Here is a 21,765-nt window from a genome sequence, read left to right on the forward strand (position 1 = left end):
GTGCGGTTGGCCGGTGTCGGTGCGGGTCGCCGTGGTGGTGGGCGTAGGGCGCACGGATGAGGTGGCGCCGGGGCCGGTGGTGGTGCGCACCATCTGGTCATGGTGGACACGGGTGCGTTTCTGCGCGGTGCGCGGGCGAAGGCGTCGGTGCTGACCGGTCGGTTGGGCGAGTTGGTCGGGTGTGAGTCCCCGCCGGGGGACGTGGCGGCGTTGACGGCCTGTGCCGATCTGTTGGACGCCTGGGGCGGTGCGGTGCTGGGTCGGCCGGCGCAGCGGGTGGTGGTGGATGGTCTGCCGCATCTGCTGTGGCCGGCGCGGCGGCAGCGGGTGTTGTTGCTGGGGCACTTCGACACGGTGTGGCCGGCGGGCACGATTCGGGAGTGGCCGTTCTCGGTGGACGGTGACGTGGCCACGGGGCCGGGTGTGTGTGACATGAAGGCCGGCATCGTGCAGATGTTGGCCGCGTTGGAGTTGCTGGCGGACGTCGATGAGGTGGGGTTGCTGCTCACCTGTGACGAGGAGAGTGGTTCTCCGGGGTCGCGGGCGTTGATCGAGGAGCAGGCGCGGCGCTCGGGTGTGGTGCTGGTGGGTGAGCCGGCGACGGAGGCCGGTGAGTTGAAGGTGGCGCGCAAGGGTGGCTCGGTGTACCGGGTGGAGGTGCAGGGTCGGGCGGCGCATGCGGGTGTGGAGCCGCACCGGGGGGTGAACGCCGGGGTGGAGTTGGCGTATCAGGTGTTGGCGGTGCAGGGGTTCGCGTCGGGGGCGACGAGTGTGACGCCGACGGTGTCGTCGGCGGGGACGATGACGAATGTGGTGCCGGAGTCGGCGGTGCTGGCGGTGGACGTGCGGGCGTGGACCCGGGAGGAGTTGCATCGGGTGGACGCGCGGATGCGGGCGTTGCGGCCGCGGTTGGCGCAGGCGCGGTTGCGGGTCAGTGGGGGGATCAACCGGTATCCGATGCCGGTGGAGGTGGCGGCGCCGTTGTTGCGGTTGGCGCAGCGGTCGGGGGTGGAGTTGGGGTTGTCGCCGGTGCGGGGGGTGCGGGCGCCGGGGGCGTCGGATGCGAACTTCACGGGTGCGTTGGGGGTGCCGACGTTGGACGGGCTCGGTGGTGTGGGTGGTCTGCCGCACGCGCGTGGCGAGTACGTGGAGGTGTCGCGGATGCCGGAGCGGGTGGCGTTGTTGGCGGCGGTGGTGTCCCGGGTGCTCGCCGGTGAGGGGCCGCAGGTGGATGCCGTGTCGGTGGGGGCGGGTCGGGGGCCGGCCTGACGGAGGGTGTTCCTGGCGTCACCGTCGCCGATACCCTGTCGGCGGGCCGCTGCGGGTCGGCCCGGCCGACTGGAGGGGCGGGAGCGCGGCATGGTGGGTGGGCAGGGTGGTCCCCGGTTCGGGGTGGAGGAGGAGTTCCTCGTCGTCGATCCGGTGAGCAGGTGTGTGACGCCGGCGGCGGCGGTGGTCGTGGAGGGGGCGGCGCGGCGGCTGGGTGGGCGGGTCGGGGGTGAGATCACCTCGTTGCACGTGGAGACGCGGACGTCGCCGGTGGGTTCGGGTGAGGAGTTGCTGGGTCAGCTCGTGGAGGCTCGTGAGGTGGTCGGCGAGGTCGCCCGGGAGCGGGGGGTGCGGGTGGTGGCGAGTGGCACGTCGGTGCTGGCGGGTGCCGCCGCTCCCCCGGTGACGCGGGGGGCGCGGCAGGAGCGGGGTACGCGGACGTTTCGTGGTCTGCACGACGAGTTGGCCATCTGCGCGTTGCACGTGCATGTGGAGTTCCCGGATCGGGAGCGGGCGTTGCTGGTGGGTAACCATCTGCGGGCGCATCTTCCGCTGTTGGTGGCGTTGTCGGCGAATTCGCCGTTCTGGGAGGGGCGCGATTCGGGGTACGCCAGTTGGCGGACGGTGGTGTGGGGGCGGTGGCCGGTGGCGGGTCCGCCGCCGCGGTTCACCTCGCTGGCGCATTACGAGCGGGTGGTGCGGATGTTGACGGCGGCGGGGGCCACGGTGGACGCGGGGACGTTGTTCTGGGACATCCGTCCGTCGGTGACGCATCCGACGCTGGAGGTGCGGGTGTCGGACGTGCCGGTGACGGCGCAGGAGTCGGCGTTGGTGGCGATGGTGGTGCGGGCGTTGGCGGTGGTGGCGTCGGAGGCGGTGGATCGGGGGGATCCGGGTCCGGAGATCGCGGGTGAGCTGTTGCGGGCGGCGTACTGGCGGGCGGCGCGTGACGGTCTGGAGGGTGAGCTGTTGGACGTGGGCAGTGGGGGGTTGCGTCCGGCGCGGGAGTTGGTGGCGGAGTTGGTGGCGTCGGTGGGGCCGGTGTTGGCGGATCTGGGGGACGCGGCGCTGGTGGATCGGTGTCTCGGGGAGCTGTTGGCGGTCGGTAGTGGTGCGGCGCGGCAGCGTGAGGCGGTGCGGCGGCGGGGGCGGTTGACCGACGCGGTGGATTTCCTGGTGGCGGGGACGGCCGGGTCGGTGAGTCGGGTATCGGCGTGAGGCAGGGCTTATCCGCGTAAGGGGTGCCCTGTCCGGTCGGGTGATGATGGGTCGGACGGGAGGAGTCGTCATGGGTCTGGTGGTGCGGGACGCGGCGTCGGTGATGACGGCGGGGCAGATGGTCGGGGCGGCGCGGGAGTTCGCCGACCGGATGGCGACGCGGCGTTCGATTCGCCATTTCTCGTCGGAGCCGGTGCCGATGGAGGTCATCGAGGAGGCGGTGCGGGCGGCGGGGACGGCGCCGAGTGGGGCGAACCTGCAGCCGTGGCGGTTCGTGGTGGTGACCGACGGGGAGCGTAAGCGGCGGCTGCGGGAGTTGGCGGAGGCCGAGGAGCGGGAGTTCTATGCGCGTCGGGCGTCGCCGCAGTGGTTGGAGGCGGTGGCGCCGATGCGTACGGACTGGCGTAAGCCGTTCCTGGAGGTGGCGCCGGTGGTCGTCGTCGTGTTCGAGGTGCATCAGGGTCCGCGTACGCCGAAGCCGTACTACGTGAAGGAGTCGGTGGGGATCGCGGTGGGGTTGTTGATCGCGGCGTTGCATCAGGCGGGCCTGGCGACGTTGACGCACACGCCCAGCCCGATGCGGTTCCTCAACGAGGTGTGTGAGCGGCCGGCGGAGGAGCGGCCGTACGTGGTGATGCCGGTGGGTTTCCCGGCGCCGGACGCGTGGGTGCCGGATCTGGAGCGTAAGCCGTTGTCGGAGGTGCTGGTGCGCCGGTGAGGGTGGTCCTCACCGGTCGGTGGTCAGTTCGCGGGCGAACCAGGTGCGCAGGGGTGTGACGTGCCGGTCGGGGCGTCGCCATTCGGCGAGCAGGTCTTCGAGCAGGTGCAGTTCGTCGACGAGGGTGTCGCCGTGCCAGCGGCGGACGACGGGGTGGATGAAGGCGCTCTCGCTGGCGCGGTCGGGTTGGGGGTGTCGGGCGATGGCGAAGACGTCGCCGTAGTCGTCGCGTCCCCAGCGGAGGCTGACGGTGTAGTAGTGGGTGCTGTCGCGGAAGCGGCGGCGGGCGTAGTCCTCGGGCAGGTCGGTGTAGTGGTGCAGTCGGCCGTCGTGCAGGACGAGGGCGTCGCAGAGGAATTCGAACTGGGTCCACAGGGCGGAGCTCCAGTTGACCCGGTCGAGCACCAGGGTGGTGAGGGTGTCGGGGTCGGCGGGGACGTCGGTGTGCGGTAGTGGGGTGTCGTCGTAGCGTTCGCGCAGCAGGGCGGTGAGGGTGCGCAGGTTGTACCGGAAGCCGTCGATGAAGGCGGACGAGGCGCGTTTGAAGTCGCGGTCCTGGGCGATGGTGCCGGCGAAGTAGAGCCCGTCGACGTTGACCGACTGCCAGTCGGGGTCGGTGGCGGGCATCCGGCCGTTGGGGGTCATCCGGGGTGCGCAGGTGGGGTCGAACATGGTGGTGTCCATGGCGAAGCCGGTGCAGCGCAGGACGGTGTCGTACTCCATGACGGCGGTTTCGCCGTCGGCGTGGGTGTAGGTGAGGTGGACCTGGTAGCGGTTGCCGGTGGGGCGGATGTCGTCGATGACGCAGTCGAGGACGGAGTGCAGGGTCTTGAACTGGTAGCTGTCGAGGACGGCGCCGTGGTGTCCGCGTACGTCGCCGGGGTGTTTGGTGTTCCAGGCCAGGCGTAGTGGTCGGGGGCTGGCCAGGTGGATCATGGCGGCGTGGCCGAGCATCGACGAGGCGGTCTCGAACGCGGAGTTGCCCTTGCCGAGGATCAGGACGCGTTGTCCGGCGTAGCTGGCGGGGTCGGTGTCCATCGCCTCGTAGCCGACGGCGTGTTCGATGCCGGGTACGTCGGGGATGTGGGGTCGGCCCCATCCGGTGGCGACGATGACGCATCGGGCGTGCAGTCGGCCCTGGCTGGTGTGGACGGCGAAGCTGCCGTCGTCGAGGCGTTCGATGCGGCGCACGTCGGTGTCGTAGCGCACGGCGAGTTGGTGGTAGCGCTGGAAGTCGGTGAGGTAGCGGACCATGTCGTCGGCGTGTGGGAAGTATTCGCTGCTGTACTTGGGGAACAGCAGGTCGGCGGGTTCGTGCAGCAGGCTGTTCCAGTCCCAGCGCAGCCGGATCTCGGGGTCGGTGCTGACGGCGTGGACCTTGTTGAGGGAGATCAGTCGCCGGTGGCGGGGGAAGCGGCGGAAGAACTCGGCGGGCGCGGGGGCGCGTTCGACGGTGACGTAGTCGCAGCCGGCCTGTTGCAGGTAGTAGCTGAGTTGGATGCCGGCGGGGCCGGCGCCGATGATGACGTACCGGTGGGCCTCGGTCCGGTCGGGGGTGTCGGCGGCCGGCGTCGGGTGCGCGGGAAGTGTGACCACGACAGTGACCTTCACCGATCGGTGGTGGTGTGTCAACGGTGGGTGAGCGGTGGGTCGGGTGGGTTCGCGGTGATGATCCGGCTTGTCGCCGCGAACGGACGGGGTGGCCTCGGCCGGACGGTCAGCCGAGGTCGACGACGAGGGGCCGGTGGTCGGAGATGGCCGAGCGGGGGGTGTGCACGGCGGTGACCGGGGGCAGCCGGTCCAGGCCCTGCCGGTCGGCGAGGACGTGGTCGAGTTGTACGCGGGGGTTGGCGGCCGGGTAGGTGGGGTGGCGGCCGAGGGGTTGCCAGCCGGTGAGCAGGCGGGCGGGGCCGGCGGGCAGGTTGAGGTCGCCGAGCAGGATGCGGGGTGCGGGCAGGGCGCGCAGGGCGCGTACGACCCGGCGGAGTTGGTGGGCGTTCCAGCCGGGGACGAAGGACAGGTGGGTGGCGGCGACGGTGAGGGGCCCGTGGGGGGTGTCCAGGACGGCGGCGAGCACGACGCGGGGTTCGTCACGCAGCAGGACGAGTCCGCCGCCGGGGCCGGGGATGTAGATCGGGGATCGTACGGGTGCGGGCTTGAGGCGGGTGACCTGCCAGGTGCGTACCGGGTGGCGGCTGATCAGGCCGACGCCGTAGCAGGGTTCGCCGTGGCCGTCGTCGTCGTGGCGCAGGGGGCGGAAGGTTTCGCCGGGGGTGCCGACGACGGCGGCGGCGAAGCGGTGTTCGGGGGCGCCGAGGGCGCGGGCGGCGATGGCGGTGAGGTCGAGGTTGCCGCTGCGGGACTGGTCGCGGTCGACCTCCTGCAGGGCGAGGATGTCGGCGTCGAGGGCCTTGACGGCGGTGGTGAGCCGGTCGGGGTCGACGAGGCCGTCGTGCAGGGAGCGGCCGTGCAGCAGGTTGAACGTCGCCAGGCGCACCCTTGCACCCTACGTCGGCGTGGCATGGTTGCCGGGTGGTCAAGGTGTTGCTGTGTTCGATGCTGGTGTTCGTCGCGGTGGCGGCGGCGGGGTTGTGGGTGCGTCGGCGGCGGGGTCGGTGAGGTGTCGGACCTGCGGTGAGGTGGCCCACAGGGTGGCGCGGCGGGTCGCGGTGGGTGGGCAGAATGGCCGGCCGTGGACCTGGACCCGTTGTCGTTGACCACCCTGCTCGCCGCGGCCGCGATGGCCGGGTGGGTCGACGCGGTGGTCGGTGGTGGTGGGTTGCTGTTGTTGCCGGCGTTGCTGGTGGCGGCGCCGGGGGTGCCGGTGGCCACGGCGTTGGGCACGAACAAGTTGGCGGCGATCGCGGGCACGTCGACGGCGGCGGTGACGTACGCGCGGCGCACGAAGCTGGACTGGGCGGTGGCGGGGCCGTCGGCGGCGGTGGCGGTGTGTTGTGCCGGGGTGGGGGCGGCGCTGGCCGGTGCGGTGCCGGCGCGGGCGTACCGGCCGGTGGTGCTGGTGGTGCTGGTGTCGGTGGCGTTGTTCGTGGTGTTGCGGCCCCGGTTGGGGGTGGTGGCGCAGCCGCAGCGGCGGACCCGGGTGCGGGTGGCCGCGGCGGTGGCGGTGGCCGGGGTGGGCATCGCGTTGTACGACGGGTTGATCGGGCCGGGTACGGGCACGTTCCTGGTGGTGGCGTTCACCGCGTTGGTGGGTGCGGACTTCGTGCAGGGTTCGGCGATGGCGAAGGTGGTCAACGCGGGCACGAACCTGGGGGCGTTGGTGGTGTTCGCGGCGACGGGGCACGTGTGGTGGCTGCTGGGCGCGGCGATGGCGGTGTGCAACGTGGCCGGGGCGATGCTGGGCGCGCGGATGGCGTTGCGCCGGGGTGCCGGGTTCGTGCGGGGGGTGCTGCTGGTGGTGGTGTTGGCGCTGGTGGTGAAGCTGGGCTGGGACCAGTGGGCGGGTTGAGCCGGGGCGCCGGCCACGGGTGAGCCGTGGCCGGCGGCGCGGGGGGTCAGGCGTGCCGGACGACGTCGTCGTGGTCCAGGCGGGGCAGGCGGTGCAGCCAGGCGTCGGGGCCGGGGTGGCCGATGTTGACCAGTAGCAGGGACTTCCAGCCGGTGCCGGCGAAGAACTCGGCGTCGACGCCGGCGGTGTCGAAGCCGGCCATCGGGCCGGCGGCCAGGCCGGCGGCGCGTACGCCGAGCAGGAAGTAGCCGATCTGCAGGGTGGCGTTGAACCGGGCGGTCCGCTCGCGGCCGGCGGGGTCGGCGGCGAAGTGTTCGCGCAGGCCGGGGCGGACGGGGAAGATCCGGTCGAGGTGTTCGTGGAAGTCGGTGTCGACGGCGAGGACGGCGACGACCGGGGCGGTGGCGGTCTTGGCGCGGTTGCCGTCGGCGACGTGGGGCAGCAGTCGTTCGCGGCCGGCGCCGGGGCGCAGGTAGAGGATCCGCAGCGGCTGGCTGTTCATCGCGGTCGGCGGGTACTTGGCCAGGTCGTAGACGGCTCGCAGCTGTTCGTCGGTGACGGGGGCGTCGGTGAAGGTGTTGGCGGTGCGGGCCTCGGTGAACAGTTGCGCCTGCGCGTCGGGGTGCAGGGTGATCAGGTGTTCGGGCAGGACGTCGGTCATCGATCTTCCTCTGTCGCTCGGCAGGGGGGGCACTGCTGCGAGGGTAGCAGCTAGCTTTTTAGTAGTGCCTCCGATGCGGTGAGGGCCACGTATGCTGGGCCCATGACGTCCACTCCTCCGGCCGACGGGGGCGCCCGCGCCTGCCCCGGGGGGCTCACCCGGGCGTTCGCGTTCCTGGGCAAGCGGTGGAACGGCATGATCCTGGGCACCCTCACCGAGGGGCCGGCCGGGTTCGCCGAGTTGGCCCGCGCGCTGCCGGGGATCAGCGAATCGGTGCTGTCGGACCGCCTCGGCGAGCTGGCCCGCGTCGGCCTGGTGCAGCGCACCGTCCGGGAGGGCCCACCGCTGGGGGTCAGCTACCAGCTCACCGACCGGGGCGCGGCCCTGCTGCCCGCCCTGCGGGCGTTGGCCCGCTGGGGCGACGAGAACCTGCCCGCCGAGGCGTCCGGGGGCCGCTGAGCCCGATGCCGGTCCGCGCCGAACACGACCGCGCCACCCTGGCGGCGCTGCTGCGCCGCGATCCGGTGCTGCACGCCTACCAGCTCGGCGACCTCGACGACTTCTTCTGGCCGTACACGTCGTGGTTCCGCCGCGACGACGAGGTGGCGCTGCTGTACCACGGGGTCGACGAGCCGGTGCTGATCGCCCTGGCCCCGCCGCAGCGACGCGACGCGCTCGCGGCGCTGCTCACCGACCTGGCGCCGGTCCTGCCGGCCCGCCTGTACGCGCACCTGTCCCCCGGCCTGGCGCAGGTGCTGCGCCGCTGGTACCGGATCCCGGACGGCGCCGCGCATCACCGGATGGCGTTGACCGACCCGGCGCGGCTGGCCGGTGTCGTCCCGGCCGGGGAGCCGCTCGGCGGCGCCGACCTGCCCGCGCTGCGCGCCCTGTACGCCGAGGCGTACCCGGGCAACTTCTTCGACGCGCGGATGCTCGACACCGGCCAGTACGTCGGGATCCGCCGCGACGGCACGCTGGTCGCCGTCGCCGGGGTGCACGTGTTCTCGCCCGCCTACCGGGTGGCGGCGCTGGGCAACGTCACCACCCACCCGGCCGTACGGGGCCAGGGGCTCGCCGCGGCGGCCGTCGCCGCGCTGTGCGCGCGGCTGCGCCCGCACGTCGGGCAGATCGTGCTCAACGTACGCGCCGACAACCAGCCCGCCGTGCGGCTGTACGAACGGCTGGGTTTCACCCGGGCCGCCGACTTCGGCGAGCACCGGTTGACCCGACTCGACCTGTCGTGACCCGCCTCGACCTGTCGTGACCGGCAGCATGTCCAGTCGACACGCACGGTCAGGTACCCGACGCCGGCCTGGACTCGTGTCGGACCGGCCGGCGTCCCACGGCCCCCTAGCGTCTCCCGGCAGAGGCCGCGTCATCACGCGGCGGAGCTGAAGGAGCACACATGGCAGTGACAACACGGGCGGGCAGACGGTGGGCGGTCCTCGCCGCCGCCGTGGCCGCCCTGGTGGGTGTCGCCGGCGCGCCGGCGTACGCGGCGCCGGGCGTGACCCCGGCGGTGGTGGCCACCTCCACCGATCCCGGCACCAGCATCGACGTCGACAAGGTCGTCTCCACCCCGCCGATCCCGCCGCGGCCCGACGTGGTGCTGCTGGTCGACACGACCGGCAGCATGGGCGGGGTCATCAGCGACGTGCAGGCCAACCTGCAGCAGGTGATCGACAACGTGCGCGCCGCGCAGCCGAGCGCGCAGTTCGCGGTCGCCTCGTACCGCGACGAGGGTGACGGCGCCGAGCTGTTCCGGGTGCGGCAGAACCTGACCGACGACGCCACCGCGCTGCAGACCGCGGTCAACGGGCTGGCCCCGGGCGGCGGCGGGGACGTCCCCGAGGCGTGGGTGAACGCGCTGTTCCAGGTCTCCGACGGGGCGATCGCCTACCGCGCCGGCAGCAGCCGGATCGTGGTGCTCGTCGGTGACGCCCCCAGCCACGACCCCAGCGCCGGGCACACCCTGGCGCAGGCCACCACCGCCCTGCAGGCCGACGAGGCCCGGGTGCTGGCGGTCAACGTCAGCGGTGGCGGCGGTGGCCTGGACGCCACCGGGCAGGCCAGCGCCGTCGTCGCCGCCACCGGCGGCCAGCTCGTCGGCAGCACCCCGGACACCGTCACCGAGGCCATCCTCGGCGGCCTGCGCGACCTCGACGTCACCGTCACCCCGACGGTGACCTCCTGCGACGCGGGGCTCGGCGTCACCTTCGACGCGCCCTCGCGGACCCAGCAGAGCGGCACCGACGTGCCGTTCGCCGAGACCATCACGGTCGCCGCCGGCGCGCCGCAGGGCGCCACCCTGCACTGCACGGTGGACTTCCTGCTCAACGGCCTGTCCGGTGGGGCGGCGTTCGTCCAGCGGATCAGCGTGACGGTCAACGACGTCACCCCGCCGGTCGTGGTCGTCGACGACCAGACCGTCGAGGCGACCAGCCCGGCCGGCGCGGTCATCGACTACCCGGCCACCGCCACCGACAACGTCGACGGTCCGCTCACCCCGACCTGCGTGCCCCCGCCGGGCAGCACGTTCGCCCTCGGCGACACCTCGGTGACCTGCACCGCCACCGACGCCGCCGGCAACGTCGGCAGCGACACCGCCACGATGCGGGTGGTGGACACCACCGCGCCGAGCACGCAGTGCGTGCCGACGAACAACCCCAGCGGGGACAACACCCCCGGCTCCTACAACCCGGACGGGTTCTACCAGCTCACCTCGACCGACATCGTCGACACGGCGGTGCAGGTCTTCATCGGTGACGCGGCCGACCCGAGCGTGAAGTTCGGTCCGTTCCCCGCCGGCACGAAGATCAAGCTGGTGCAGGCGCCGGGCGCGCAGTCCAAGGTCAAGGACGGCACCGGCGACATCGACTACAAGGTGACGCTGCGCGGCGACGCGATCATCACCGGTGTGGACGACTCCGGCAACACCTCCACCGCGACCTGCCTGGTGGCCCCGCCGCCGAAGTGATCCACGAGCGGCTGGGGGCGGCCGACCGGTCGCCCCCAGCCCGCGCCGGTCAGCGGCGACGGCTCGGCGAGTCGAAGCGGCCGGCGCGGATCTCGCGCAGCGCCCGGCGCCGGGTCTCCCCGCGCAGCGTGTCGACGTAGAGCCGCCCGTTCAGGTGGTCGGTCTCGTGCTGCAACGCCCGGGCCAGGAACCCGCTGCCGGAGATGGTCAGCGGCTCGCCGTGCCGGTCGACGCCACGCACCGTGGCGTGCATCGCCCGCCGGGTCGGGAAGTACAGCCCGGGGATCGACAGGCAGCCCTCGTCGTCGTCCTGCGACTCCTCCGACAGCTCGATGACCGGGTTGACCATGTGCCCGCGGTGCCCGTCGGCGTCGTAGACGAACACCTGAGCGCTCACCCCGATCTGCGGGGCGGCCACCCCGGCCCGCCCGGGCGCGCCGGTCAGGGTGTCCATCAGGTCGTCGACCAGGTGCTGCAACTCGGCGTCGAAGCTGGTCACCGGCTCGCAGGGGGTGCGCAGCACGGGATCGCCGATGATCCGGATCGGGCGTACGGTCATGGCGAAGAGGCTATCGGCCCGTCACGCCCCGGCAGGCCCCGCCCCGCCTCGGCGCTCACCGATCAGCACGGCCACTCCGTCGAGGATGCGGGCCAGCCCGAACTCGAAGGCCCGCCCCGGGTCGGAGGGACCCTGGTACTCCTGGCCGGCGGCGGTGCCGACCCGGGCGGCGGTGGGGAAACGCTGCGGGTCCATCACCTTCTCCAGGTAGGGCGCGTGCGCCCGCCACCACTGCTCATCGGTCATGCCGGTGCGCTGGGCGGCCTGGGCGGCCTCCACCGCGCCGCGTACGGCGCCGTGGACGTAGCCGTCGAGGAGGGTGATCACGGCGTCCATCTCCAGGTCGCTCAGGCCGACGCCCTCCACGGCGCGCAGTTCGTACTCGTACTTGGCGGTGACGTTGGGGCCCAGCGGCGGGCGGGTCGTGGCGACCTGCAACAGCCACGGGTGGCGCAGGTACAGCGCCCAGTTCTCCCGGGCGATCTGCTCCAGGCGACCGCGCCAGCCGCCGTCGACGTCCCGCGGGCGGGCGGTCTCGCCGTAGACGGTGTCGAGCATGACGTCGAGCAGCTCGCCCTTGCCGGGCACGTGGGTGTAGAGGGACATGGTGCCCACCCCGAGGCGCTCGGCGACGCGCCGCATGGACAGCGCGGCCAGCCCCTCGGCGTCGGCGACCTCGATGGCGGCGCGGACGATCCGCTCGACGCTCAGCTCGCCGCCCTTGCGGCTGGTCTTCTCCCGGGTCCGCCAGAGCAGCGCGAGGCTGCGCGCGGGGTCACCGGTGCCGCTGTACTCGACGCTCATGGCGCCACCCTACCGTCCCTCGTACCGTATGGTGTACGGTACAACGCACGGTCACGGGGAGAGGGGTCGTCCATGCCGGTCATCGAGGTGCACGGGCTACGCAAGCGCTACGGCGACACCGACGCCCTCACCGGCGTCGACCTGAGCGTGCAGGCCGGCACGCTCTGCGCGGTGCTCGGCCCCAACGGCGCCGGCAAGAGCACCCTGGTGCGCGTCCTCACCACCCTGCTGCGCGCCGACGCCGGCACCGCCCGGGTCGCCGGGCACGACGTGGCCCGCCATCCCGAACGGGTACGCGCCCACATCGGCCTGGTCGGTCAGCACACCGCCGTCGACGAGGTCCTCGGCGCCCGGCAGAACCTGGTGCTCTTCGGCCGGCTGCGTCACCTCTCCCCCGCCCGCGCCCGCAGCCGCGCCGAGGAGCTGCTGCAGCGCTTCCGGCTCACCCACGCCGCGCACCGGCCCGTCGGCACGTTCTCCGGCGGCATGCGCCGTCGCCTGGACCTGGCCGCCGCGCTGATCGGTGACCCGCCGGTGCTCTTCCTCGACGAGCCCACCACCGGGCTGGACCCCCGCTCCCGCGGCGAGCTGTCCGACGCCGTACGCGCGCTGGTCGCCGCCGGCAGCACCGTGCTGCTCACCACCCAGTACCTGCAGGAGGCCGACCAGCTCGCCGACACCGTGCGCATCGTCGACCACGGCCGCGTCGTCGCCGCCGGCAGCCCCGAGCAGCTCAAGGCCACCCTCGGCGGTGACCGCGTCGAGGTGCGGCTGCACCACGGCGACCACCTCGCCCCGGCCGCCGCGACGATCGGCGCGGCGATCGGCACGACGCCGCGCATCGAGGCCGACCGGCTGCGGGTCAGCGTCGAGGTCACCGACCGGGTCGCCGCCGTCGGCGCCGTGCTGCGCGCCCTCGAACACGCCGGGCTCACCGCCGCCGACGTGGCGCTGCGCCGCCCCACCCTCAACGAGGTCTTCCTGCGGCTGACCGCCGAGCGTCACCAGGAGGTGGTCGCGTGAGCGTCCTCGCCCCGCACCGGCTGCGCTGGGTCGCCGCCGACACCGCCACCCTCACCGGCCGCGCCCTGACCCACTGGGTGCGCCAACCCGTCCCGTTCGCCGTCGGGCTGCTCTTCCCCGTCCTGCTGGTGCTGATGTTCGCCTACCTGTTCGGCGGCGCGATGCGCGTGCCCGGCGGCGGCGACTACCGCGAGTTCCTGCTGCCCGGCATGTACGCCATGACGATGGCCTTCGGCGTCGAGACCACGTACACCGCCGTGGCCACCGACAGCGCCCGGGGCGTCACCGACCGGTTCCGGTCGCTGCCGATGGCGTCCTCGGCGGTGGTCACCGGCCGCGCCGTCGCCGACCTGCTGCACGCCACGGCCGCCCTGGCCGTGCTGCTGGCCTGCGGTGTCGCGCTCGGCTGGCGATGGCACCACGGCCCGCTGGCGGCGCTGGCCGCCGTCGGGCTGCTCCTGCTGCTGCGCTTCGCGCTGATCTGGGTCGGTGTCCACCTGGCCCTGCTGCTGCGCAGCCCCGAGGCGGTGGCGGCGCTGCAGATCGTCGTCTGGCCGGTCGGCTTCACCTCCAACGCCTTCGTCGCCCCCGAGACCATGCCCGGCTGGCTGGCCGCGCTCGCCGAGTGGAACCCGCTGTCGGCCACCGTCGCGGCCTGCCGGCAGCTGTTCGGCAACCCCGGCTGGGGTGGCGACTCCCTCGCCGCGCAGCACGCCGTCCTCCTCGCCGTGGCCTGGCCGCTGCTGCTGACCGCCGTGTTCCTGCCGCTGTCCGTGCGCCGCTGGCGGCGGCTGAGCCGGTGAGGAGGACCCGCGTGAGCACCCCCGTCCTGCCCCGGGCCGCCGCGACGGCCCCACCCGCACATGACCGGACCGGCGACCCCGCAGGAGCATCCGTGACGATCGGCCGTTACGCGGTCACCTTCAGCCCCGCCGACCCGCCCCGCGCCGGGACACTGCTGCTCTGGTCACCCGACGGTGACGCGCCACCGGCCGGGCCCGGCACGTCCGCGCAGGTGAGCCTGGCGACGCCGCCGTACGGCACGACGGCGGCCGTGCCGGCGCGTCGGGTCCCGCTGGCGCAGGGCGTGACGCTGCTGCTGGCCGTGGCCGACGCGGCCCACCCGTCGGCGGTGTTCTGGGCGGCGGCGGCCCGCGAGGCGCTGCACCTGGCCGCCCGGGGCCTGCTGCTGCCCGACGTCAGCCCCGCCGGGCACGACAGGTGGCGCATCGGTCCGCTCGACGACGCCGACACCGCCCGGCTGCGCGACCTGGCCGCCGCGATGCCCGCCACCGCCCGCGCCCGGCCGCTGCCCGGCCGATCGTCGGTCCGGCTGCCCGATGCGGCCCGGCTGCTGCGCGACTTCCTCGACGCGGTCGCCGACCTGCTGCCCCGCGACGACACGGGCGACGGCCCGTGGACGGCCAGCCGCGCCACACCCGTACCCCGGCTGCGCGACTGGGCCACCCGGGTCGCCGTGCACGCCGAGGCCGCCGTCCGGCTGTCCCTGCGGCTGGAACCGCTCGACGCGCCCGACGGGCCGTGGCGGGCGGTGGTGCAACTGCGCCGCCGTACCGCCGCCGGCCTGCTCACCGACGCCGCCGCGCTGTTCTCCGGCCCGGTGCCCGGGTTCCCGGCCGCCACCCGCGACACCACCCTGCTGGCGTTGCGCGACGCCGCCGCCTGCTGGCCGCCGCTGGCCGGGCTGCTCGCGCAGCCGGTCCCCGACGTGCTGGCGCTGGACGACGACGACCTGGCCGACCTGCTCGGCGCCGGCGGCCGACGACTGGCCGCCGCCGGCATCGAGGTGCACTGGCCCGCCGGGCTCAGCCGTGAGCTGACCGCCACCGCCCGGCTGCGCCCACCCGCCGGCGTCACCGGCCTGCTCGGTGACCTGGGCGGGCTGGCCCTGGACTGGCGGGTGGCGCTGCACGGCGTCACGCTGACCCCCGCCGAGCTGCGCGCCCTCACCGAGGCCCACCGGCCGGTGGTGCGGCTGCGGGAGCACTGGGTGCTCGTCGATGCGGACTTGGCCGCCCGCATCCGGCGGCCCGCGCCCACGCCGCTGGCGCCGGTCGCGGCGCTGCGGGCCGCGCTGACCGGCTCGCTCACCGTCGACGGTGCCGACGTCCCGCTCGCCGTCGAGGGTTGGGCCCGGCAGGTACGCGACCGGCTCGCCGCCCCGGCCGAGGTGCAGGCGCCGGCCGGCCTGGCCGCCACCCTGCGCGACTACCAGCGCCACGCGCTGCGCTGGCTGGCCGGGCTGACCGCGCTCGGCCTGGGCGGCTGCCTCGCCGACGACATGGGGCTGGGCAAGACGGTCACGCTGATCGCCCTGCACCTGCACCGGCAGGCCGACCCGGGCACCGCCGGCCCCACCCTGGTGGTGTGCCCGGCGTCCCTGCTCGGCAACTGGGAACGCGAGATCGCCCGGTTCGCCCCCGGCGTCGCGGTCCGCCGCCACCACGGCCCCGGCCGCACCCTCGACGGCCTCACCGGCGGGTTCGTCCTCACCACCTACGCCACCCTGGGCCGCGACGTCGACCTGCTCGCCGGGCGGCGCTGGCCGCTGCTGGTCGCCGACGAGGCCCAGCACGTCAAGAACCCGGCCGCCGCCGCGGCGCGGGCGTTGCGGGCCGTGCCCGCCGCCGCCCGGGTCGCGTTGACCGGCACCCCGGTGGAGAACAGCCTCACCGACCTGTGGGCGGTGCTCGACTGGAGCACCCCCGGCCTGCTCGGCACCCTGCCCGAGTTCCGCGCCCGGTGGGTCGGCCCCGCCGGCGCCCCGCCGCAGCGGCGCGCCGAACTGGCCCGGCTGGTCCGCCCGTTCCTGCTGCGCCGACGCAAGAGCGACCCCGGCATCGCCCCCGAGCTGCCCGCCAAGACCGAAACCGATCAGCCCGTCGCGTTGACCGCCGAACAGGCCGCCCTCTACCAGGGCGCCGTCACCGAACTGCTCGACACGATCGCCGGCACCGACGGGCCGCTGCGCCGCGCCCTGGTGGTCAAGCTGCTCACCGCCCTCAAGCAGATCTGCAACCATCCGGCGCAGTACCTGCGCGAGAGCGCGCCGCGGCTGGCCGGCCGCTCCGGCAAGCTGGACCTGCTCGACGACCTGCTCGAGACGATCCTGCCCGCCGGCTCGGCGGTGCTGGTCTTCACCCAGTACGTGGCGATGGCCCGGCTGCTGCACCGGCACCTGCACGAGCGGGGCGTCGAGTCGCTGCTGCTGCACGGCGGACTGCCGCCGACGCGCCGCGACGAGCTGGTGCGCCGCTTCGGCGACGGGCACGCGCCGGTGTTCCTGCTGTCGCTGCGCGCCGCCGGCACCGGGCTGAACCTGACCCGCGCCGACCACGTCGTGCACTTCGACCGGTGGTGGAACCCGGCCGTGGAGGACCAGGCCACCGACCGGGCGTACCGGATCGGGCAGACCAGGCCGGTGCAGGTGCACCGGCTCATCACCGAGGGCACCGTCGAGGACCGCATCGCCGCCCTGCTGGCCGGCAAACGGGAACTCGCCGAGGCGGTCCTCGACGCCGGGGCGGGCGGACTGGCCGACCTCGACGACGACGCCCTGGCCGAGCTGGTCACCCTGCGGGGGCCGGCGTGAACGCCCGGGGCTTCCCGGCGTTCCCGCCCGGGTCGGGGCGGCGCACCCGCTCCCGGTGGGCGGCCGGCTGGCTGGCGGCGCTGACCGCGTCCGCGCTGGACCCGCAGCCGCTGCGGCGGGGCCGCCGGCACGCCGTACGCGGACACGTCGGACCGATCACGATCAGCCCCGGCCGGGTCGCCGCCACGGTGCACGACGGCGACCCGGAGCAGCCGCACCACAGCGTGCTGCGCGTCGATGCGCTGCCGCAGGCCGACTGGGAGCGGCTGGCCGCCGCGCTCGCCGCCCGTTCCGGGCACCTGGCCGCCCTGCTGGCCGGGCACTTGCCCGCCGACCTGGTCGAGACCGCCGGGGTGCGGCTGTCGCCGGAGCCGGGGCAGCTGCTGTGCGAGTGCGACTGCCCCGACTGGGACCATCCGTGCCGGCACGCGGCGGCGGTGGGCCATCAGGTGGCGTGGCTGCTGGATGCCGAGCCGCTGTTGCTGCTGCTGATCCGTGGCCGTGACCCCCGGGCCCTGCTGGCCCCGCCGGCCACCGCGCCGACGATCCCGGACACGATCTCCACCACGACCGGGTCGACGCCGGACGGCACACCGGCGCGGGCCGAGGTGGCCGGCGACGGCATCCCGGCCGGGTCGGCCTACGCCACGACGCCCGGGCCGCTGCCCCGCCCGCCGGACGCGCCGGCGGCGGTCACGCTGCCGCCGTTGCCGCCCGGGCCGGAGGTGGACGTGGCGGTGCTGCGCGAGCGGATCCGGCTGGCCGCCGAGCGGGCCGCCGCACTGCTGGCCGACCCGCCGCTGCCTGCGGGTTGAGCGGACCCGCCGGCCGGCCGGCCGGGGCTCGGGCCGGTGCGGCCGGCGGCGAGCAGGGTCCGGCTGCGGCCGGCGGTGGGCAGGCTCGCACCGGATCGGCCGGGCTCGGGAGGGTGCGGACCCGGCGGGTCAGCCGGCGGCGAGCAGGGCCCGCACCGGGGCGACCTTGGCCGCCGCCTCGGCCACCTCGGCCGCCGGGTCGCTGTCGACGGTGATGCCCCCGCCCGCCCAGACGTGCAGCCGATCCGCGTCGGCGGCGGCGGTGCGGATGGTCAGCCCCAGGTCGACGTGGCCGGGCGCCACCCAGCCCAGGGCACCCATGCCGGCGCCCCGCCCGACCGGCTCCAGGGCCGCGATGTGCGCGAGGGCGGCCAGTTTCGGCGCGCCGGTGACCGATCCGCCGGGGCAGAGCGCGCGCAGCAGGCCGGCCAGGCCCAGCCCGTCGGCCGGCTGCGCGGACACGGTCGATTCGGCCTGCCACAGGTCGCACCAGCGACGGACGGCGAACAGCTCGTCGACGCGCACCGACCCGGTGCGGGCCACCCGGGCCAGGTCGTTGCGTTCCAGGTCGACGATCATGATGTGCTCGGCGCGTTCCTTGGCCGAGGCGAGCAGGTCGCGGCGGCCGGCGGCGGTGGCCGGGCGGGTGCCCTTGATCGGCCGGGTGAGCAGGCGCGCGTCGCGCAGCTCGATCAGGGTCTCCGGGGAGGCGCAGCCGACCGCCCAGCCGTCGCCGCGCAGGGTGCCGCCGTAGCGGGCGCCGGGCAGCGCGGCGAGGCGCGACAGCACCGGGCCGGCATCGCCGCGGTACGCGGCGGCGGCGTGCCCGACGACGTTGACCTGGTAGACGTCGCCGCGGCCGATGGCGGCGCGTACCGCCTGCACGGCGTCGGCGTGCTGGCGCGGCGTCCAGCTCTCCCGCCAGTCGCCGAGGCGCCAGGGCGCCGGCGGCGCCGGGGTGCGGGCGGCGGCGGCCAGGTGCGGGTCGTGCGCGTAGACGACCACGGCCACGTCGGGCAGCGCCGGCACCGGGGTGGGCGCGCCGATGGGGCCGCCGGCCATGACCGCGCCGGCGGCGGCGGAGACGAACACGGCGGCGCCGCACGCGCCGTACGGGTCGTGGCGGGCGGGTCGGGCCAGGTCGCGCAGGTCGATTCCGTGTCCGGCGAGGAACGTCTCGATCAGTTCCGCCGGGTCGCCACCGTCGGTGACCGTCCACTCGCACCGGTCCCGTTCGACCAGCACGTTGCGGCACGCAACCGGTACGCCGGGTATATCGACCGGCGGTCGTGGGAGCGCTTCCACGCCGTAAGGGCGGACTTGGCTCATCCGTTCAGCCGATTTCGAGTGAACAAGACGGATCGCTGCTCGATCCCGCGCGCTTGCGCTTGGTACTGTGCGTCACTGGTCATGTGAACCATGACACAGTGCCCCCACAGTCCGGAGAACCCGATGTGCCAGCACCAACCCACCTGCCCCTCCGCCGAAGCGACCGACCGGGAAGCCGCCCGGGTCATCGCCTGCTTCCCTGAGCAGGGCTGGAGCCTGCTCTGCAACGGTGTCATCGTCTTCGAGGACACCGGCGAACTGCTCCCCGACGGCAGCACCATCGCCCCGCACCGCGGCCCCGCCCGCCACGCACTCGTAGCCTGAGGCGACCACTCTCCGTACCGGAGCAGGTCACCTCGGCTCAGGCTAGTCCCCCGGTCAGGGACCGCCCTCCCCAGGTCGACCCAAGCCGGCCGGGGCGGCACGACGTCCGCCCCGGCGCAGCGCACGGCTCAGTCCTCGAACGCCTCCGGCGAGGGGCACGAGCAGACCAGGTTCCGGTCGCCGTACGCCCCGTCGATGCGCCGCACCGGCGGCCAGTACCGGCCCGCCGGCCGCACCCCCGCCGGGTACGCCCCCACCGACCGCGGATACGGGTGCGGCCACTCGTCGGCCGACACCATCGCCGCGGTGTGCGGCGCGTTGGACAGCGGATTGTCCCCGGCCGGCCACTCACCCGAGCCGACCTTGTCGATCTCCGCCCGGATGGCGATCATCGCGTCGCAGAACCGGTCCAGCTCGGCCAGGTCCTCGCTCTCGGTCGGCTCCACCATCAGCGTCCCCGCCACCGGGAACGACATCGTCGGCGCGTGGAAGCCGTAGTCGATCAGCCGCTTCGCCACGTCGTCCACGCTGACCCCGGTCGCCTTCGTCACCGGCCGCAGGTCCAGGATGCACTCGTGCGCCACCAGGCCCTTGTTGCCGGCGTACAGCACCGGGAAGTGCTCCCGCAGCCGCGCCGCCACGTAGTTCGCCGCCAGCACCGCCACCCCGGTCGCCCGGGTGAGCCCCGACGCGCCCATCATCCGCAGGTACGCCCACGGGATCGGCAGGATGCCCGCCGAGCCGTACTTCGCCGCCGAGATCGCCGGCCGGCCGTCGACGTGCGCCGCACCCGGGTCACCGGGCAGGAACGGCGCCAGGTGCGCCCGCACCGCCACCGGGCCCACCCCGGGCCCACCACCGCCGTGCGGGATGCAGAACGTCTTGTGCAGGTTCAGGTGCGACACGTCCGCGCCGAACCGGCCCGGCTTGGCGAACCCGACCAGCGCGTTGAGGTTCGCCCCGTCGACGTACACCTGCCCACCGGCGTCGTGGACCTTCGCGCACAGCGACGCGATACCGGTCTCGTACACGCCGTGCGTCGACGGGTACGTCACCATGATCGCCGCGAGGTCGTCCCGATGCTTGTCGATCTTCGCGTCCAGGTCGACGAGGTCGACGTTGCCGTCGGCGTCGCACCCGACCACCACCACCCGCATGCCGGCCATCACCGCCGACGCGGCGTTCGTGCCGTGCGCCGACGACGGGATCAGGCACACGTCCCGGTGCCCCGCCCCCCGCGAGGCGTGGTACGCCCGGATGGCCAGCAACCCGGCCAGCTCCCCCTGCGACCCGGCGTTGGGCTGCACGCTGACCGCGTCGTACCCGGTCACCTCCGCCAGCCACGCCTCCAGCTGCGCGATCATCTCCCGGTACCCGGCGGTCTGCGACTCGGGCGCGAACGGGTGGATGTGCGCGAACTCCGGCCAGGTCACCGGCTCCATCTCGGTGGTGGCGTTGAGCTTCATCGTGCACGACCCCAGCGGGATCATGCCCCGGTCCAGCGCGTAGTCGAAGTCGGCCAGCCGGCGCAGGTAGCGCAGCATCGCCGTCTCCGAGTGGTGGCTGCGGAACACCGGGTGGGTGAGGAAGTCCGACTCGCGGCGCAGCGCCGCCGGCAGCGCCACGTCGGCGTCACCGTCGAACACCGGCACCCCGAACGCCGCCCACACCGCCTGAAGGTGCGCGACGGTGGTCGTCTCGTCGCAGGAGATCCCGACCCGGTCGGCGTCCACCAGCCGCAGGTTGACGTTGCGCTGCGCCGCCGCCGCGACCACCTCGGCCGCCCGGCCCGGCACCGTCGCGGTGACGGTGTCGAAGAACGCCACGTCCGCGACGCTCACCCCACCGGCGCGCAGCCCGGCCGCGAGCCGCGCCGCCATCTCCCGGGTACGTCGCGCGATCGCCCGCAGCCCGTCCGGCCCGTGGTACACGGCGTACATGCCGGCCATCACCGCCAACAGCACCTGCGCGGTGCAGATGTTGCTGGTCGCCTTCTCCCGCCGGATGTGCTGCTCACGGGTCTGCAACGCCAGCCGGTACGCCGGATTGCCGTCGGCGTCGCGCGACACCCCCACCAGCCGGCCCGGCAGCATCCGCTCCAGCCCCGACCGCACCGCCAGGTACCCGGCGTGCGGGCCACCGAAGCCCATCGGCACCCCGAACCGCTGGGTGGTGCCGGCGGCGATGTCGACCCCGATCTCGCCGGGCGGACGCAGCAGCGTCAACGCCAGCAGATCCGCCGCCACGGTCACCAACGCGCCCACCGCGTGCGCCGCCTGTACCAGGCCACGGTGCTCGCGCACCGCCCCGGACGCCCCCGGGTACTGCAGGTGCAGGCCGAAGAACTCCGCCGGCAGCTCCTCGACGTCCAGGTCCAGCACCCGCACCTCGATGCCCAGCGGCTCCGCCCGGCTGCCGATCACCGCGATCGTCTGCGGCAGGGTGTCGGCGTCGACGACGTACACCGGGCTCTTGCTGCGCGACGCCCGCCGCGCCAGGGTCATCGCCTCCGCCGCCGCGGTGCCCTCGTCGAGCATCGACGCGTTCGCGGTGGCCAACCCGGTCAGGTCGGTCACCATCGTCTGGAAGTTCAGCAGCGCCTCCAGCCGGCCCTGGCTGATCTCCGGCTGGTACGGCGTGTACGCCGTGTACCAGGCCGGGTTCTCCAGCACGTTGCGACGGATCACCGCCGGGGTGTGCGTACCGTGGTAGCCCAGACCGATCATCGACACGGCGACGGTGTTGGCGCCGGCGAGGGCGCGCAGCTCGGCGAGGGCCTCCCGCTCACCGGCCGGCTCCGGCAGGTCCAGGGTGCCGTGCCAGCGGATCACCTCGGGGATGGCCGCGTCCATCAGCTCGTCGATCGAGTCGTAGCCGACGGCCTGCAGCATCCGGCGCTCGTCGTCCCGGTCGGGGCCGATGTGCCGGTCGGCGAACTGCTCTGCGGTCATGCGCTGCGCTCCTACGGGGGGCGAGGTCGACGGGT

General features: G+C 74.3%; 19 protein-coding genes. 12 read left to right on the plus strand and 7 right to left on the minus strand.

Annotation, left to right across the window (positions count from 1 at the left end; genetic code table 11):
* Positions 1-99 precede the first annotated feature (99 nt).
* The 3 genes from GA0070614_RS01040 to GA0070614_RS01050 all read left to right on the plus strand — a co-directional run bounded on the left by GA0070614_RS01040 (position 100) and on the right by GA0070614_RS01050 (position 3,205).
* Positions 100-1,269 carry a M20/M25/M40 family metallo-hydrolase gene (locus tag GA0070614_RS01040; protein WP_088974217.1) on the plus strand — a complete coding sequence of 390 codons (1,170 nt, stop codon included), beginning with the start codon at positions 100-102 and terminating at the stop codon, positions 1,267-1,269.
* A gap of 90 nt (positions 1,270-1,359) precedes the next feature.
* Complete coding sequence (locus GA0070614_RS01045) at positions 1,360-2,487, plus strand: carboxylate-amine ligase (RefSeq protein WP_088974218.1); 1,128 nt, start codon at positions 1,360-1,362, stop codon at positions 2,485-2,487.
* A gap of 103 nt (positions 2,488-2,590) precedes the next feature.
* Positions 2,591-3,205 carry a nitroreductase family protein gene (locus GA0070614_RS01050; RefSeq protein ID WP_231933798.1) on the plus strand — a complete coding sequence of 205 codons (615 nt, stop codon included), beginning with the start codon at positions 2,591-2,593 and terminating at the stop codon, positions 3,203-3,205.
* Between the two features lie 9 nt (positions 3,206-3,214).
* Here the strand turns inward: GA0070614_RS01050 and GA0070614_RS01055 are convergent, their stop codons facing one another.
* Together GA0070614_RS01055 and GA0070614_RS01060 are read right to left on the minus strand one after the other, a co-directional pair.
* Positions 3,215-4,801, minus strand: a complete 1,587-nt coding sequence (locus GA0070614_RS01055; RefSeq protein WP_088974219.1) for an NAD(P)-binding domain-containing protein — start codon at positions 4,799-4,801, stop codon at positions 3,215-3,217.
* Positions 4,802-4,922: 121 nt separating this feature from the next.
* Positions 4,923-5,702: an endonuclease/exonuclease/phosphatase family protein gene (locus tag GA0070614_RS01060; protein ID WP_088974220.1), complete on the minus strand. Its 780-nt coding sequence runs from the start codon at positions 5,700-5,702 to the stop codon at positions 4,923-4,925.
* 201 nt (positions 5,703-5,903) lie between these two features.
* On the opposite strand from GA0070614_RS01060, the gene GA0070614_RS01065 reads away from it, so the two are divergent.
* Entirely contained in the window at positions 5,904-6,674 is a 771-nt protein-coding gene (locus GA0070614_RS01065) for a sulfite exporter TauE/SafE family protein (RefSeq protein WP_408630792.1), read from the plus strand.
* Between the two features lie 46 nt (positions 6,675-6,720).
* On the opposite strand, the gene GA0070614_RS01070 is transcribed toward GA0070614_RS01065, so the two are convergent.
* Positions 6,721-7,335 (minus strand): malonic semialdehyde reductase, encoded by a 615-nt coding sequence (locus GA0070614_RS01070; RefSeq protein WP_088974221.1) that lies wholly within the window; start codon positions 7,333-7,335, stop codon positions 6,721-6,723.
* Positions 7,336-7,437: 102 nt separating this feature from the next.
* Here GA0070614_RS01070 and GA0070614_RS01075 point away from each other — a divergent pair, with 102 nt between their 5' ends.
* From GA0070614_RS01075 to GA0070614_RS01085, 3 genes are all read left to right on the plus strand, one after another.
* Entirely contained in the window at positions 7,438-7,794 is a 357-nt protein-coding gene (locus GA0070614_RS01075) for a winged helix-turn-helix transcriptional regulator (protein WP_088974222.1), read from the plus strand.
* 5 nt (positions 7,795-7,799) lie between these two features.
* Complete coding sequence (locus GA0070614_RS01080; RefSeq protein ID WP_088974223.1) at positions 7,800-8,579, plus strand: GNAT family N-acetyltransferase; 780 nt, start codon at positions 7,800-7,802, stop codon at positions 8,577-8,579.
* A gap of 161 nt (positions 8,580-8,740) precedes the next feature.
* A complete protein-coding gene (locus GA0070614_RS01085; RefSeq protein ID WP_088974224.1) occupies positions 8,741-10,312 on the plus strand; it encodes a VWA domain-containing protein in 1,572 nt (523 codons plus the stop codon).
* A gap of 49 nt (positions 10,313-10,361) precedes the next feature.
* Here the strand turns inward: GA0070614_RS01085 and def are convergent, their stop codons facing one another.
* Together def and GA0070614_RS01095 are read right to left on the minus strand one after the other, a co-directional pair.
* Positions 10,362-10,871, minus strand: a complete 510-nt coding sequence (gene def, locus GA0070614_RS01090) for a peptide deformylase (protein WP_088974225.1) — start codon at positions 10,869-10,871, stop codon at positions 10,362-10,364.
* Positions 10,872-10,892: 21 nt separating this feature from the next.
* A complete protein-coding gene (locus GA0070614_RS01095; RefSeq protein WP_088974226.1) occupies positions 10,893-11,675 on the minus strand; it encodes a TetR/AcrR family transcriptional regulator in 783 nt (260 codons plus the stop codon).
* A 72-nt stretch (positions 11,676-11,747) separates the two neighbouring features.
* On the opposite strand from GA0070614_RS01095, the gene GA0070614_RS01100 reads away from it, so the two are divergent.
* The 4 genes from GA0070614_RS01100 to GA0070614_RS01115 all read left to right on the plus strand — a co-directional run bounded on the left by GA0070614_RS01100 (position 11,748) and on the right by GA0070614_RS01115 (position 17,126).
* Positions 11,748-12,698 carry an ATP-binding cassette domain-containing protein gene (locus tag GA0070614_RS01100; RefSeq protein ID WP_088974227.1) on the plus strand — a complete coding sequence of 317 codons (951 nt, stop codon included), beginning with the start codon at positions 11,748-11,750 and terminating at the stop codon, positions 12,696-12,698.
* Complete coding sequence (locus tag GA0070614_RS01105) at positions 12,695-13,501, plus strand: ABC transporter permease (RefSeq protein WP_088974228.1); 807 nt, start codon at positions 12,695-12,697, stop codon at positions 13,499-13,501. The genes GA0070614_RS01100 and GA0070614_RS01105 overlap by 4 nt, the downstream gene beginning before the upstream one ends.
* 92 nt (positions 13,502-13,593) lie before the next feature.
* Positions 13,594-16,311 (plus strand): DEAD/DEAH box helicase, encoded by a 2,718-nt coding sequence (locus GA0070614_RS01110; RefSeq protein ID WP_088974229.1) that lies wholly within the window; start codon positions 13,594-13,596, stop codon positions 16,309-16,311.
* On the plus strand, positions 16,308-17,126 hold the full coding sequence (locus GA0070614_RS01115; RefSeq protein WP_088974230.1) for an SWIM zinc finger family protein: 819 nt from the start codon (positions 16,308-16,310) through the stop codon (positions 17,124-17,126). The genes GA0070614_RS01110 and GA0070614_RS01115 overlap by 4 nt, the downstream gene beginning before the upstream one ends.
* A gap of 129 nt (positions 17,127-17,255) precedes the next feature.
* Here GA0070614_RS01115 and GA0070614_RS01120 read toward each other — a convergent pair whose 3' ends face one another.
* Positions 17,256-18,455 (minus strand): chorismate-binding protein, encoded by a 1,200-nt coding sequence (locus GA0070614_RS01120; RefSeq protein WP_088974231.1) that lies wholly within the window; start codon positions 18,453-18,455, stop codon positions 17,256-17,258.
* A gap of 123 nt (positions 18,456-18,578) precedes the next feature.
* Here GA0070614_RS01120 and GA0070614_RS01125 point away from each other — a divergent pair, with 123 nt between their 5' ends.
* On the plus strand, positions 18,579-18,779 hold the full coding sequence (locus GA0070614_RS01125; RefSeq protein ID WP_088974232.1) for a DUF5999 family protein: 201 nt from the start codon (positions 18,579-18,581) through the stop codon (positions 18,777-18,779).
* A 128-nt stretch (positions 18,780-18,907) separates the two neighbouring features.
* Here the strand turns inward: GA0070614_RS01125 and gcvP are convergent, their stop codons facing one another.
* Complete coding sequence (gcvP, locus tag GA0070614_RS01130) at positions 18,908-21,730, minus strand: aminomethyl-transferring glycine dehydrogenase (RefSeq protein WP_088974233.1); 2,823 nt, start codon at positions 21,728-21,730, stop codon at positions 18,908-18,910.
* Positions 21,731-21,765 lie beyond the last annotated feature (35 nt).

Origin of the sequence: Micromonospora coxensis (assembly GCF_900090295.1) — a bacterium.
Classification (GTDB): domain Bacteria; phylum Actinomycetota; class Actinomycetes; order Mycobacteriales; family Micromonosporaceae; genus Micromonospora; species Micromonospora coxensis.